Below are 13534 nucleotides of genomic sequence, written 5' to 3'. Positions count from 1 at the left end.
AACGGACTTGAGACGATGAAGAGACTTTTGCGTCTGGCGCAGGCGCTCGGCCTGTCGCTGGCCTTGACCGGCGCGGCCTTGACTGAAGCAGCCTTGACTGGAGTAGCCCTGGCCGACGAGCCACTGAAGATCGCGACCAGCGCCGGGCCGGTCGGACAGCTGGCCGCGTTTGCGGCGAAGCTTGCCAAGGACAAGGGGCAGGACGTCAAGATCGTCGAGTTGTCGGATTGGGTGGCGCTCAACGAGGTCGTCAACAGCGGCGATGTCGACGCCAATCTGTTCCAGCATGCGACCTATCTTGCGCTGCAGAACAAGCAACGCGGATTCAACCTGGTGCAGGTCGACAAGGTCGGCGTGATCGCGCCGGTCGGGCTGTTCTCGAAGAAGATCAAGTCGCTCGACGAGATCAAATCCGGCGACAGCGTCGCGATCCCGAATGAGCCGCTGAACGGCGCGCGCGGCCTGATCCTGCTCGAGCGTGCGGGGCTGATCAAGCTGGCGCCCGGCAAGGGCTTTGCGGTGAGCCGGTTCGATATCGTCGACAATCCGAAGAATCTGAAGATCGTCGAGCTCGATCCGGCGCAGACCTATCGCTCGCTCGACGACGTCAGCCTCGCGCTCGTCAACGTCACCTATCTGATCCCGGCGGGCGGTGATCCGAAGTCGGCGCTGATCATCGATCGGACCGTGGACGATGGATTGGTGTTGCGCTTCACGGCACGGCCGGACAAAAAGGACGACCCGCGCCTGAGGGCCTTCATCCAGGTCTTCAACTCGCCTGAGGTCAAGCAGTTCATCGAGGAGAAGCTGCCGGCGTTCATACCGGCCGGCTTCAGCAGCTAGACCTGCTCCAGCTGAGTCCGATGCTCGCCGGTTGCCTCGGCGAGCCGGGCGGCGAGTGCGGCACATTGGTTTCGAATGTCGGGAATCGCAATGATCTCCCAGAACGCGGCGCGCGTCAGCGGACCCACCGCGAACAGGGTGCGCGAAGGCGCGCCGTCGCAGCCGATGATCGCGCAGTTGCGGTCGGTCTCGATCCCGATGCAGAGCGGGTCGACGCGCGCCAGGCCGCGGTCGAACAGGGCGCGTACTGCCGGATTGGGCGTCGCGCGAGGATCCTTGACGATACCGGTGCAATCGACGACGGCGCCGACCTGCGTGCTGACGATCCGCGTATCGCCGCGCCGGCGGTAGTGGACCCGGGCTCCGTCGTCGTTCGGCGCGACGCTGATGACCTTGGCGGCCATCAGGTCGAGCTGTCCGGCATGGATCGCCTGAATCACGCGGGCTTCGACCTCCGGCGCCATCCGATGGCGATGCACATCCCACCAGGCGCGTGCGTGCTCGACGAAGCGGCGCTTGGACGGTGGCGGAAGCTCGTGCCAGAGCCGCTGGGTGTACGGTCGCAGGCCGTCGATCACGCTGCGCCAGTCGCCGCCCTCGGCTACGCTGCGGTCGATGCGGAGGCGAAGCCAGCGCAGCAGGCTGCTGATACTTGCGCCGAATGGGATCTCGGCTTCCTCTATGCGCTGCGCGTCGACGCGCCGGTGTGGTTTTGCGAGCAGGCCGCGCCGCGACATCGCGATGATCGGCCCGCGATGCCCGTCGCGCAGCAGCGACAGGACATAGTCGACCATGGTCAACCCCGTGCCAAGCAGCAGGACGGTGGCATCGGCATCGATCGGCGCGGCCGATGGCGGCGCCCACGGATCGGCATAGCCCGCACGGCTGGCGCGCATGTCGTGCCCGGTCGCGAGGACGACGGTATCGCCCATCAATGACTGGCCATCCGCGAGTGTGACAGTCACGCCGGCATGGCCTTCGCTGATATCGACACAGATGCCGCGCACGATCGACAAGCGTTCGACATCCGCCGGATCGGATGTCTGCTGTTCGAGCAAGCTCGCTATGTAGTCGCCGTAGATGCGCCGGGGCACGAAGCAATAGGGATCCGGGCACAGCGATACATCAAGCTCGCGCGAGGTGAGCCAGCGCCAGAAATGATCCGGTTGGTCCGGCAGCGCGCTCATGTTCGCGACGCGCACATTGAGCAAATGATCGGAATTTCCGGTGTGATAGGCGATGCCGCGGCCGATGTCCGGGCGCTGCTCGATCAGCGTGACGCAAAGACGGCGGATCGGTTGGTGCAGCAACTGGTAGGCCAGCAGGACGCCGCTGGCGCCGCCGCCGATAATGATGACATGTCGGCCATCGGTACGCGTCATGCCGTCGCTCCATCGATCAGCCGGTCACGCCGGACGCGCAATGCCAGCAGTTCACGCTATCTGAACGCATGCCGATACGGGGCGTCAGGATGCGTGGAGTGCTGACGCGCAAGTCTCGACAGAGCCACCCGCTGCACCCAGCGGGGTCGATACGGGGAGAATGCAGTTAGCCGTGCGGACCGAACAGGAAGATCTCGTAGAGGTCGTCGCGCCTCTCGGTTGCATTCGGTCTCGCATGGTTCCGGCGCCACGCTTGGAACCGCTGACCGATGCGACCGAAAATCTGAAGCCAAGAAGATGCTCGCCGCATAGAACCTCCTTCGCGCGCAGTACGCGGCGAAGAATAACACGGCTTTTCCATGCCCGAGAACGAATGTCAGCGGTCATAGCAACTTTGAAAATAACAGTGCGCATTGAGCGTACCTGCAAATCAGTAATTTTATCGACGAAGCCATCGAGAAAAAATCATTCCCCGTTGCAGCCGACGTGGGCAGGTGGTTTGAAACGGGGGGAGGTGCGCTCAGCCCTCAGGCAGCCCGGCGGCGACCATGAGCTGCACCACGTGGTCTGCAGCCGCGAGAAAGGCCGGGCTCGCGTTCTCGCGGGCGATCTTTGCAGCCTGGGCAGGGCATCTTCGTAATGGCCCAACAGCGTGCAGGCCCAGCCGGCGCCGAGCGAAACGGGTGTGGCGTGCGCGGGAACGGAAACCGGCTGCGACAATGTTATTTGGGACACGTCCGAGCGAGCGCTGAGCTCCTACGACTGCCTACTGCAACTTGAAGGAGAAGGGTCACACCATGGACAGCAGACGAACCGATTTTGGAAAGCAGCACAAGCCCGCCGAAAGCTCTCGCGATATTCTCAACGCGGACCTCAGTGAAGAAGAACTATCGAGAGTATCAGGCGGTCGCGTGGGATCGGCGTGCGCCACTGGGGAGCACATCAAGAAAGCCGTCCTCACTTGTTGAGGGCGGAGGCTGACATCCGCTGGGCCGCGGTCTCGGCCCGGTAGAAGCGGCTGCCAAATCCATCGTCGGTCTCAAACTTCTGCAGCGGTTTTGTCCTGTCAAGAAAGAGCGCGAGTCCGTTTCCGTTGGCGGACCCGCGGTTTCGCGTTCGGATACGCCGGACTGGAAGAGAAGAGGCAGGCGGCTAGTCCGGAGACGAGATGTTGCTGTCTGCTTAGTGATGCGGATCACGGCAAGAACGAACCGAGGAGCTCATTCTGCCGACCACCCTTGGAGGGGCGCTCCCTCACTTGGCAAACAGGAGACGAACCTGGATACACACACCAGAAATGACCTCTGCTTGCTTACCGACGAAGAACTTGACGTCGTTACGGGTAGCCAGCAGCTCTACGCACATGAGTTTGCCGGTGCCGTGAACCGTCTGACGGGTCTGCGGCCAGGCGAGCCCTCCATCGTGTCAAACGACCCGATGCTGGGTTCCGTGCCGCTGGGTAGTCTTTTCTTCTATGGATCCACCGAAAACAATTTGCCGTGAGCAGAGACGCCGGCGCATAACGCGATCTCGTTTGCGTGCGGGAGGCGGCTTGGATCACTCCCTCGGCCGAGCTTGGCCCTCTTACATCGCGCTTTCTTGAATGGATGAAGGGAGATCAGCGATGGTCCATACCGCTTCTTGCCGCGCGGCGACCAGACTATTTTCGCGGAAATTGGAGATGCTTTGCCGCCGTGTTCGATCTGCGCTGGCTGGAAGAGCCGAGCCGTGCCGATCGGCCTCGCGAACAGGGGGAAGCACGCGGGGGCGTCCACCCGCTACCAAAGACCACGGTCTTGCACGCCAAACCGCGCCGTTACTCCGGAAGTGCCGAGTGCAATAAAAAATCCTCCTAGTGGAGCAGGCTATCCAATTCGTTGAGCGATCGTCGCACAGTCTCGACCAGGTCCAAAGCCACCGGCGAGGGGCTCCGCTGGGCAGGAAAAACCGCTGCAAACTGGAAGTCGATCCGTGGCAGGAAGCGGCGCACGACAACGCCGCGTGTCGCGAACTCCTGCGCGGTGAAAGGATCACAAAGCGCGACGCCGAGCCCGGACGACACCATGCCGCACATGATTTCCGACAAGGCGGTCTCGACCCGCAGCACGCGACGGATCTCGTCGCGTTGAAAGATCTGGTCGATCAGATGCCGGCCGGCCGATCCGGCCGAGAGTGAGATGAACGTTTCTCCCTCGAAATCGCGAGACTGCAGAACCTCCTTTGCCGCGAGGTGATGACCGGTAGGGAGAACCGCGACGCGTGGCAAGGCCGGGAGACGCATGCTTGGCAAGGCTGAATGGGCGATCGGAAGCTCGGCGAAGCCGATGTCGCACTGATTGTTCAACACCCAATCGATGACGATCGGTGAGATCACGCCGAAGAAGGCAAGGTTGAGGTTGGGTCGCTGCTTGAGGAAATGTCCGGCGAGCCGCGGCAGGTAACCATTCGAGAGCGCCGGCAATGCGGCGATCCGCAGTGTGCCGGTGCGACGGCTGCGGATCTCCTCGGCTGCTGCGGTGATGCGTTCCAGGCCGACGAAGGAGCGTTCGACCTCGGTATAGAGCGCGATGGCGGCGGCGGTCGGCACCAGCCCGGTGCCGCGCCGCTCGAACAACTCCATCTTCAACAGCGCCTGGAAGTCGCGCAGCAACCGGCTCACCGCGGGCTGCGTCACCGCCATCAGCTTCGCCGCTTCAGTGACGCCGCCGGACAGCATCGTCGCCCTGAAGGCCTCGACCTGTCGCGGGTTGATCCGCGGCATCTCGCATCCCTTTCATAACATTCAAGCATACAGATGGTGCCATTATTCATTGGACGATGGAAGGGTTGATTGCGATCTTTTTCATCAGCGCTGGAGACAGCCCGTTTTTTCGGCAGATGGGAGGGATTCAAAGCCCTCTCGCTAATGACGATACCCGTGGAGCAGGGGCCGGAGCCCTGGTCGGACGGAATTGGCGCCGATCGAATGCGGATGGCTCTGGCCGGTGCGGCCCGCCGGCACGTCACCCCATCCCGGAACTGGAGATCGGTCACATGAAGAATCTCAGCCTTCTGACAGCGGTTGGCATCGCGGCACTCACCGCGATCCCGTCGGTCGCCATCGCCCAGCAGAAAACGCTCTACGTCGCCGGCTATGGCGGCTCGTTCGAGAAGACCATCCGCGAACAGGTGATCCCGGGCTTTGAGAAGGAGAATGGCGTCAAGGTCGAATACGTCGCCGGCAACTCGACCGACACGCTGGCAAAGCTCCAGGCCCAGAAGGGCAACCAGCAGATCGACGTTGTCATCGTCGACGACGGCCCGATGTATCAGGCGATCCAGCTCGGCTTCTGTGGCAAGCTCGACGGCCTTCCCGCCGATCTCTACGACACCGCCCGCTTCAAGGATGATCGCGCCGTGGCGATCGGCATCGTCGCGACCGGCCTGATGTACAACACCAAGGCCTTTGCGGAGAAGGGCTGGGCGCCGCCGACCTCCTGGAATGATCTGAAGGATCCGAAATACCAGAAGCAGCTCGTCGTTCCGCCGATCAACAACACCTACGGCCTGGAGGCGTTGCTGATGCTTGCGAAGATGAACGGCGGCAGCGAGGCCAATGTCGATGCCGGTTTCAAGATCTTCAAGAACGACATCAATCCGAACGTGCTCGCCTACGAGCCGTCGCCGGGCAAGATGACTGAGTTGTTCCAGTCCGGCCAGGCCGTCATCGCCGTATGGGGCTCGGGACGCGTGCAGAGCTTCGCCAATACCGGCTTCCCCGTCGACTTCGTCTATCCGAAGGAAGGCGCGGCGACGCTGCTGACCACCGCCTGTCCGATCGCCAAGCCCAACGCCTCGCCGCTCGCCTCGAGCTTCGTCAAGGTGCTGCTCGATCCGAAGATCCAGCTCGTGATGCTGAAGGACTACGGCTATGGGCCGGTGCTGAAATCGCTCGTGATATCGCCGGAACTCGGCAAGATGGCCCCGATCGGCGAGCGTGCGGCGAAGCTTTACAATCCGGACTGGACCGTGATCAACGACAAGCGCGAGGAGTGGACCAAGCGCTGGAATCGCGAGGTCGAGCGCTGATCTGATCGCCGCACCGGAGTCAGTGTTATGGCCTATCTCGAGCTCGATCGTGTCGCCAAGCAGTTCGGCGCGCAGACTGTCGTCGACGACTTCAGTCTCGCCGTCGCGAAGGGGGAGTTCATCTCCTTCCTTGGCCCCTCCGGCTGCGGCAAGACCACGACCCTGCAGATGATCGCAGGCTTCCTCGACCCGACGCGCGGCGCGATCCGGCTCGAGGGCAACGACCTGAACGCCGTGCACCCGGCGAGGCGAGGGCTCGGCATCGTGTTCCAGAGCTATGCGCTGTTTCCGCATATGACCGCGGCGGAGAACGTCGGATTCGGTCTGGAGATGCGGAACGTGGCGCGGACCGAGCGGGCCGAACGGGTCCGTGCCGCGCTCGCGATGGTCGGCCTCGCGGGTTATGAAGAGCGCCATCCGCGCCGCATGTCCGGCGGCCAGCAGCAGCGCGTGGCGCTGGCGCGTGCACTGGTGATCCGGCCGAGCGTGCTGCTGCTCGACGAGCCGCTGTCGAACCTCGACGCCAAGCTGCGCGAGGAGATGCAGATCGAGCTGCGCCAGATCCAGCGCACGCTCGGCACCACGACGATCCTGGTCACCCACGACCAGAACGAGGCCATGTCGCTGTCTGACCGTATCGTCGTGATGAGCCAGGGCCGCATCGAACAGATCGGCACGCCGCAGGAGACCTATGAGCGGCCGGCCTCGGCGTTCGTCTCGCAATTCCTCGGCAAGACCAACGACTTTGCCGCGACGATCGACCGGACCAGCACGCCCGCGCGACTGCTCGCGGGCTCGTGGAGCGCGCCGGCGCCTGCCGGGCTCAGCGGTCCCGTGACGATCAGCATTCGTCCCGAACGGATCGGATTCGGCGACACGGGCCTCTGCGCAAAAATCGTCACGCGCATTTTCCAGGGCAATCACTGGCTGTTCCAGTGCGAGAGCGAATGCGGCCCGGCGATCGTGATCCGCCAGAATGACGGCCAGACCCAGCCTGCCGAAGGCGACGCGGTCCGTCTTGCCTGGCGGCCGGAGGACATGAGTGCGCGCGCCGGAGCTGCTGCATGAGGACGGCTACGGAGCAACCCAGCGCACGCGCACCCTGGGCGCTGACGGCGCCGGCCCTGATGCTGTTCGTCGGCGTGCTCTTGATTCCGCTGGCGATGACCGTGCTGCTGTCGTTCCACGACTGGGGCCAGTACAAGGGCGTCGAGCCGGTCTTCATCCTGAAGAACTGGCACGAGATCGTGAGCGATCCGTACTATGCCGAGATGTTCTGGCGGACCTTTCGCATCGCGATCCTGACCACCTTGCTCACAGCCGTGCTCGGCGCGCCAGAGGCCTACATCCTCAACCGCATGAGTGGGCGCTGGAAGAGCTTCTTTCTGCTCGTCATTCTCGGCCCGCTGTTGATCTCCGTGGTGGCGCGCACGCTCGGCTGGGCGCTGCTGTTCGGCGGCAACAACGGGGTGGTCAACAAGCTGCTGATGTCGCTCGGGCTGATCAGCACACCGATTCCCTTCATGTTCACCGAAACCGGCATGGTCGTCGCGCTTGCGCATGTGATGATGCCATTCATGGTGCTCTCGGTGTGGGCCGCGCTGCAGCGGCTCGATCCACAGATCGAAAACGCCGCGATGTCGCTCGGTGCCGGTTCCCTCACCATCGTTCGCCGCATCATCATGCCGCAGATCATGCCCGGCGTGTTGTCGGGCGCCATCATCGTGTTCTCGCTCTCGGCAAGCGCCTTCGCAACGCCGGCGATCATCGGCGGACGCCGGCTCAAGGTCGCGGCGACGCTCGCCTATGACGAGTTTCTGAACACGCTGAACTGGCCGCTGGGGGCTGCCGTCGCCACGCTGCTGCTGGTCGCGTTGGTGCTGATCGTCGTCGGCAGCAACGCGCTGATCGAGCGCCGCTATGCCGAGGTGTTCCGATGAGACAGAACGGCCCGCTGGCGCTGATCTTCCACGCCATCTTCGTGATCGTGATGGTGGCACCGATCCTCGTCGTCTGCCTCGTCGCCTTCACGCCGGAGGGCTTCCTGTCGCTGCCGACGGGCGGCCTCTCGCTGCGCTGGTTCCGCGCCATCGCGAACTATCCGGAATTCATCCACGCCTTCTGGGTCAGCCTCGGCCTCGGCGCACTGTCCTCGTTCGTGGCGCTGCTGTTCGCGGTGCCGGCGGCGCTCGCGATCGCGCGCTATCGCTTCCGCGGCCGCGATGCGCTCGCGGCGCTGTTCCTGTCGCCGCTGATGATCCCGCATGTCGTGCTCGGCATCGCCTTCCTCCGCTTCTTCACTTCGGTCGGAATGGGCGGCAGCTTCGCGGCGCTGATCATCGCGCATGTCGTCATCGTGTTTCCGTTCGCGCTGCGGCTGACGCTGGCGGCCGCCACCGGCATGGATCTCTCGGTTGAAATGGCGGCGGTCTCGCTTGGCGCCGGCGGTTGGACGCTGTTCCGCCGCGTCACGCTGCCGCTGATCCTGCCCGGCGTGATCAGCGGCTGGGCGCTCGCCTTCATCCAGTCATTCGACGACCTGACCATGACCGTCTTTCTTGCCGCGCCGGGCACCGAGACCTTGCCGGTGCGCATGTTCCTCTACATCCAGGACAACATCGATCCGCTGGTGACGTCGGTGTCGGCCTGCGTGATCGCAATCACCATGACCGCCCTCATTCTGCTCGACCGCTTCTACGGGCTCGACCGCGTGCTCGCCGGCAAGAGCGATACGGGACGATAGGAGAACTCATGTCCGGAGATTATGACGTCGCCATCGTCGGCGGCGGACTGCTCGGCTCCGCCATCGCCTGGGGACTGGGCCGGCTCGGCAAGTCGGTCGCGGTGCTCGACGAGGGCGATATTGCCAAACGCGCATCGCGCGCCAACTTCGCGCTGGTCTGGGTGCAGAGCAAGGGCTTGGGCATGCCGGCCTATACGGTCTGGACGGTTCGGGCGTCGGAGGCGTGGGGCAGGCTCGCCTCGGAGCTGAGGCAGCAGACCGGCCTCGACGTTTGCCTGCAGCAGAACGGCGGCTTTCACCTGACGCTCGGCGAGGACGAGTTCGGGCAGCGCGCCGATCTCGTCAAGCGGATGCACAACCAGGTGGGCGCCGCCGACTACAGGATGCAGATGATGCCGGCGTCCGAGGTGAAGAAGGCGCTGCCGCTGATCGGGCCGGACGTGTCGGGCGGCAGCTATTGTCCACACGACGGCCACGTCAATTCGCTGCGCACGTTTCGTGCGTTCCACACCGGCTTCAAGGCCTTCGGCGTCGATTATTTTCCGGAGCGGCCGGTCTCGGCGATCTCCAAACGTGGCGGCGAATTCCGGCTGACGACGCCGCAAGGCGAGCTGCGTGCCGCCAAGGTCGTGCTGGCCGCGGGCAATGCCAACCAGACGCTCGCGCCGATGGTCGGTCTCCATGCGCCGATGGGCCCGACCCGCGGTCAGATCGTCGTGACCGAGCGCACCATGCCGTTCCTGCCGCACCCGCTGACCACGATCCGCCAGACCGACGAGGGCACCGTGATGATCGGGGACAGCAGGGAGGAGGAACTCGACGATCGCACGCTCAAGCATTCGATCAGCGCGGTGATGGCCGATCGCGCGCAGCGCATGTTTCCGCATCTGGCGCGGCTCAACGTGGTCAGGAGCTGGGCCGGCATCCGCGTCATGCCGCAGGACGGCTTTCCGATCTACGATCAGTCGGAGAGCCATCCCGGCGCCTTCGTGGCCTGCTGCCATTCCGGCGTCACGCTCGCCTCCAATCACGCCTTCGACGTGGCGCGCATGGTTGCCCAGGGCGCGCTTGAGCCCGAACTGGTCGGCGCCTTCTCGGCCCGCCGCTTCGGCGGCAACGGCGCGGCAAACCACAGCGGCTACTAGAGACCTCGAGAAAGAGCATCCCATGTTCAAACGTTCCGACCAGGACCAGCGACCGTTGGTGCAGATTTTCGTGGACGGCGTTGCCGTCGCAGCGCGCCAGGGCGACACCGTCTCCGCGGCCTTGTTGGCCTCCGGACGCGACGTGCGCCGCTCGACCGCGGTCAACGGCACGCCACGTCTGCCCTACTGCATGATGGGCGTGTGCTTCGATTGCCTCGTCACCATCGACGGCGTCGGCAACCGTCAGGGCTGCCTCGTGCCGGTTGCAGCGGACATGCAGATCGAGATTCAGAAGGGCAAGCGGGAGATCGGAAAATGACCAAGGGCCCCAAGCGCGAAGCCTACGATGTTGTAGTGATCGGAGCCGGACCTGCCGGGCTTGCCGCGGCTGTGACGTCTGCCGGAGCCGGCCTGTCGACGCTGCTGCTCGACGAGAATATCGGCCCCGGCGGCCAAGTGTATCGCGCCATCGCCTCGACGCCCGTGACGGAGCGCGGTCAGCTCGGCGCCGATTACTGGGCGGGCGCCGATCTCGTGCAGGCACTGCGCGCGAGCAGCGCCGAGGTCATCCAGCGCGCGACGGTCTGGAGCCTCGATCGCAACCTCGAGATCGGCATCTCGGTCGGCGGCGCCTCGGCCTTCGTCAAGGCTTCTCGCGTGATCCTCGCGACCGGCGCGCTGGAGCGGCCGTTTCCAATTCCCGGCTGGACGCTGCCCGGTGTGATGACCGCCGGCGCGGCGCAGACCATGCTGAAATCGTCGGCGTTGGTGCCGGACGGCCCAACTGTGATCGCGGGGCAGGGGCCGCTGCTGTGGCTGCTGGCAGCACAGATCCTGCGTCTCGGGGGCCGCATCGACTGCATTCTCGACACCACTGCGCGCGGCAATTATCTTGCTGCCCTGCCGCACGCCTTCGGGTTCCTGACCTCGCCCTATTTCGCCAAGGGTCTCGCGATGATGCGCGAGGTGCGGGCGAAGGTCCGGGTGGTATCCGGCGTCACTGAACTCGCTGCAGCCGGCGATGGCCGGCTCGCGAGCGTGAGCTATGTCGCGGGCGGCAAGCGCGAGTCCCTTGCCACGGATCTGCTGCTCTTGCACCAGGGCGTCGTGCCCAACGTCAATCTCGCGATGGCGGCTGGCGCCGAGCATCGCTGGGACGAGCTGCAATTGTGCTGGGCGCCGGTGCTCGATGCCAATGGCGCGTCGTCGGTCCCCGGCATCGCGATCGCGGGTGACGGCGCCGGCATCGGCGGTGCGGGAGCGGCCGAGGTTCGCGGCCGGATTGCGGCGCGCGCTGCCGTGGAGTCGTTGGCGCCGGCCGCTGCCGCCGGATTGCCGCCGATGGCGGCGTTGCGTGCCGATCTCGCCAAGGCCGAACGCGGCCGGGCCTTCCTCGACACGCTGTTTCGCCCGGCGCCGCAGTTCCGGCTTCCCGCGGGCGACACCATCGTGTGCCGTTGCGAGGAGGTGAGCGCGAAGGACATTCTCGACGCGGTAGCGATCGGCGCGACTGGTCCCAATCAGCTCAAGGCCTATCGCCGCACCGGCATGGGGCCGTGTCAGGGCCGGCTTTGCGGCCTCACCGTCACCGAGTTGATGGCGCAGGCGCGTGGCAAGAGCCCGCAGGAGATCGGCTATTATCGGCTGCGCGCGCCGGTCAAGCCGATCACGCTCGCCGAACTCGCCTCCGTCGCGAAGACGGAGGCCGACGTCAAGGCGGTGGTGCGCGGATGACCATAGGCGCGGACGCGATCGTCGTCGGCGGCGGCATCCACGGATGCTCGACCGCGCTGCATCTGTGCCTCGCCGGCATAAAGCCGGTGCTGATCGAAAAAGACTATGCCGGCCGGCATGCCTCGGGCGTCAATGCCGGCGGCGTGCGCCAGCTCGCGCGGCACATTCCCGAGATTCCACTTTCCATCCGTTCGATGGGAATCTGGGAGAGGATCAGCGAGCTTGTCGATGATGATTGCAGTTTCGAGAGCCACGGTCAGGTCCTCGTTGCGGAGAATGACGACGAACTGGCGACTTGCCGCGCGCGCGTTGCGGAGCTCAATGCGCTCGGCTTCACCCACGAGGAACTGATTGGCGTGGCCGAGCTGCGGCGGCTGGTGCCGGCTGTCGCCGACAGCTGTCCCGGCGGTGTGGTCTCGCGCCGCGACGGCGCGGCCAACCCGGCGCAGACGACCACGGCATTTCGCCGCAAGGCCGAGCGGCTCGGTGCCATCGTGCGCGAAGGCGTAGCCGCCACCAACATCCGGCAGAGCGACGGCCTCTGGCATGTCGATGCCGGTGCCGACAGCTACGCCGCTCCTGTGCTGGTCAATGCGGCCGGCGCCTGGGCAGGGCGGATCGCCGCTGATCTTGGCGAGCCGGTGCCGGTCGAGACCGTCGCGCCGATGCTGATGATCACCTCGCGCGTGCCGCATTTCATCGATCCCGTCGTGATCCTGCGCGGCCGCAAGCTGTCGTTCAAACAGTTTTCAAACGGTACCGTGTTGATCGGCGGTGGACATCTGGCGACACCCGACCAGGATCGCAACGAGACGGTGCTGGACTGGAAGGGCCTCGCGATCAGCGCGCGCACGGTGTTCGAGCTGTTTCCGGTGATGCGCGATGCGTCGATCGTGCGGGCCTGGGCCGGCATCGAGGCGAGGACGAAGGACGACCTCCCGGTGTTCGGGCCGAGCGCCCTGCACAAGGGGCTTTATCACCAGTTCGGCTTCTCGCTGCACGGCTTCCAGCTCGGCCCCGGCGCCGGCGCCGTGATGGCGGAGCTGATCACCAACGGTGGCACCCAGACCCGGATCGGCGATCTCGGCATCGATCGCTTCCATCCTTCAACGCTCTAACGAGAGGACATCATGAGCATCACCCGTAACATCCGTACGCCCATCATGCATCGCGCGGTCGAAGCGAACGGCTTCGTTTTTCTGGGAGGGACCATCGCCGACGACACCAGCGTCTCGATGGGCGAGCAGACCCGCAGCATCCTCGGCAAGATCGCAGGCTATTTGAAAGAGGCAGGAACCGACACGACGCGCGTCGTCAGTGCCTCGATCTTCGTCACCGACCTTGCCAAGAAGAAGGAGATGGATCAGGTCTGGACCGAATTCTTTGGCGACAACCTGCCGGCACGCGCCACCGTCGGCGTGGCCGATCTCGGTGGCGGTGCGCTGATAGAGGTCGTGGTGACCGCGCTCAAAGGCTGAGCTGAACGACAGCTTGCTGCTGTCGAGCTGCAAATCCGTCGAAGAAGGCAATCGGGGTCTTGCACCAGGCTATCAGCTTGGCGCAAGGGCCGGTTGGCGATCATTTTTTGCTTAGGTTCAAGCGGTTTGCTGTGGCCCATT

The 13534-nt window shown here is 64.7% G+C and carries 14 protein-coding genes; 12 read left to right on the top strand and 2 right to left on the bottom strand.

What is annotated here, in order from left to right; genetic code table 11:
- Window positions 1-15: 15 nt before the first annotated feature.
- Entirely contained in the window at window positions 16-843 is an 828-nt protein-coding gene (locus ACTUWL_RS02615) for a MetQ/NlpA family ABC transporter substrate-binding protein (RefSeq protein ID WP_021082355.1), read from the top strand.
- Here the strand turns inward: ACTUWL_RS02615 and ACTUWL_RS02610 are convergent.
- Window positions 840-2153 (bottom strand): FAD/NAD(P)-binding protein, encoded by a 1314-nt coding sequence (locus tag ACTUWL_RS02610; protein WP_291738670.1) that lies wholly within the window; start codon window positions 2151-2153, stop codon window positions 840-842. The two genes, ACTUWL_RS02615 and ACTUWL_RS02610, sit on opposite strands and share 4 nt — an antisense overlap.
- Between ACTUWL_RS02610 and ACTUWL_RS02605 the strand changes: the two genes are divergently transcribed.
- Together ACTUWL_RS02605 and ACTUWL_RS02600 are read left to right on the top strand one after the other, a co-directional pair.
- Complete coding sequence (locus ACTUWL_RS02605) at window positions 2055-2330, top strand: hypothetical protein (RefSeq protein ID WP_291738671.1); 276 nt, start codon at window positions 2055-2057, stop codon at window positions 2328-2330. The genes ACTUWL_RS02610 and ACTUWL_RS02605 overlap by 99 nt on opposite strands.
- 1203 nt (window positions 2331-3533) lie before the next feature.
- Window positions 3534-3728, top strand: coding sequence for a hypothetical protein (locus ACTUWL_RS02600; protein WP_146160369.1), 195 nt, complete (start codon window positions 3534-3536; stop codon window positions 3726-3728).
- 349 nt (window positions 3729-4077) lie between these two features.
- Here the strand turns inward: ACTUWL_RS02600 and ACTUWL_RS02595 are convergent, their stop codons facing one another.
- Window positions 4078-4986 carry a LysR substrate-binding domain-containing protein gene (locus ACTUWL_RS02595; protein ID WP_021082353.1) on the bottom strand — a complete coding sequence of 303 codons (909 nt, stop codon included), beginning with the start codon at window positions 4984-4986 and terminating at the stop codon, window positions 4078-4080.
- 272 nt (window positions 4987-5258) lie between these two features.
- On the opposite strand from ACTUWL_RS02595, the gene ACTUWL_RS02590 reads away from it, so the two are divergent.
- Genes ACTUWL_RS02590 through ACTUWL_RS02550 form a run of 9 tightly spaced genes read left to right on the top strand, consistent with a single transcriptional unit; the run spans window position 5259 to window position 13393 of the window.
- Window positions 5259-6293 carry an ABC transporter substrate-binding protein gene (locus tag ACTUWL_RS02590; RefSeq protein ID WP_021082352.1) on the top strand — a complete coding sequence of 345 codons (1035 nt, stop codon included), beginning with the start codon at window positions 5259-5261 and terminating at the stop codon, window positions 6291-6293.
- A 27-nt stretch (window positions 6294-6320) separates the two neighbouring features.
- Window positions 6321-7361 (top strand): ABC transporter ATP-binding protein, encoded by a 1041-nt coding sequence (locus ACTUWL_RS02585; protein ID WP_021082351.1) that lies wholly within the window; start codon window positions 6321-6323, stop codon window positions 7359-7361.
- The gene (locus tag ACTUWL_RS02580; RefSeq protein ID WP_106940251.1) at window positions 7358-8233 is read left to right on the top strand and encodes an ABC transporter permease; all 876 of its coding nucleotides are present in this window, start codon (window positions 7358-7360) and stop codon (window positions 8231-8233) included. Before ACTUWL_RS02585 ends, ACTUWL_RS02580 begins: the two co-directional genes overlap by 4 nt.
- Complete coding sequence (locus ACTUWL_RS02575; RefSeq protein ID WP_021082349.1) at window positions 8230-9036, top strand: ABC transporter permease; 807 nt, start codon at window positions 8230-8232, stop codon at window positions 9034-9036. The genes ACTUWL_RS02580 and ACTUWL_RS02575 overlap by 4 nt, the downstream gene beginning before the upstream one ends.
- A gap of 8 nt (window positions 9037-9044) precedes the next feature.
- A complete protein-coding gene (locus ACTUWL_RS02570; RefSeq protein WP_021082348.1) occupies window positions 9045-10181 on the top strand; it encodes an NAD(P)/FAD-dependent oxidoreductase in 1137 nt (378 codons plus the stop codon).
- A 22-nt stretch (window positions 10182-10203) separates the two neighbouring features.
- Entirely contained in the window at window positions 10204-10500 is a 297-nt protein-coding gene (locus ACTUWL_RS02565) for a (2Fe-2S)-binding protein (RefSeq protein WP_021082347.1), read from the top strand.
- Complete coding sequence (locus ACTUWL_RS02560; RefSeq protein ID WP_021082346.1) at window positions 10497-11915, top strand: FAD-dependent oxidoreductase; 1419 nt, start codon at window positions 10497-10499, stop codon at window positions 11913-11915. Before ACTUWL_RS02565 ends, ACTUWL_RS02560 begins: the two co-directional genes overlap by 4 nt.
- Entirely contained in the window at window positions 11912-13033 is a 1122-nt protein-coding gene (locus ACTUWL_RS02555) for an NAD(P)/FAD-dependent oxidoreductase (RefSeq protein WP_021082345.1), read from the top strand. The genes ACTUWL_RS02560 and ACTUWL_RS02555 overlap by 4 nt, the downstream gene beginning before the upstream one ends.
- A 12-nt stretch (window positions 13034-13045) precedes the next feature.
- Window positions 13046-13393, top strand: coding sequence for a RidA family protein (locus tag ACTUWL_RS02550; RefSeq protein WP_021082344.1), 348 nt, complete (start codon window positions 13046-13048; stop codon window positions 13391-13393).
- Window positions 13394-13534 lie beyond the last annotated feature (141 nt).

The organism is Bradyrhizobium sp. WCU1 (genome assembly GCF_053474805.1).
The sequence above is the reverse complement of the archived record's forward strand: the minus strand, read 5'-3'. Positions and strand labels throughout refer to the sequence as shown.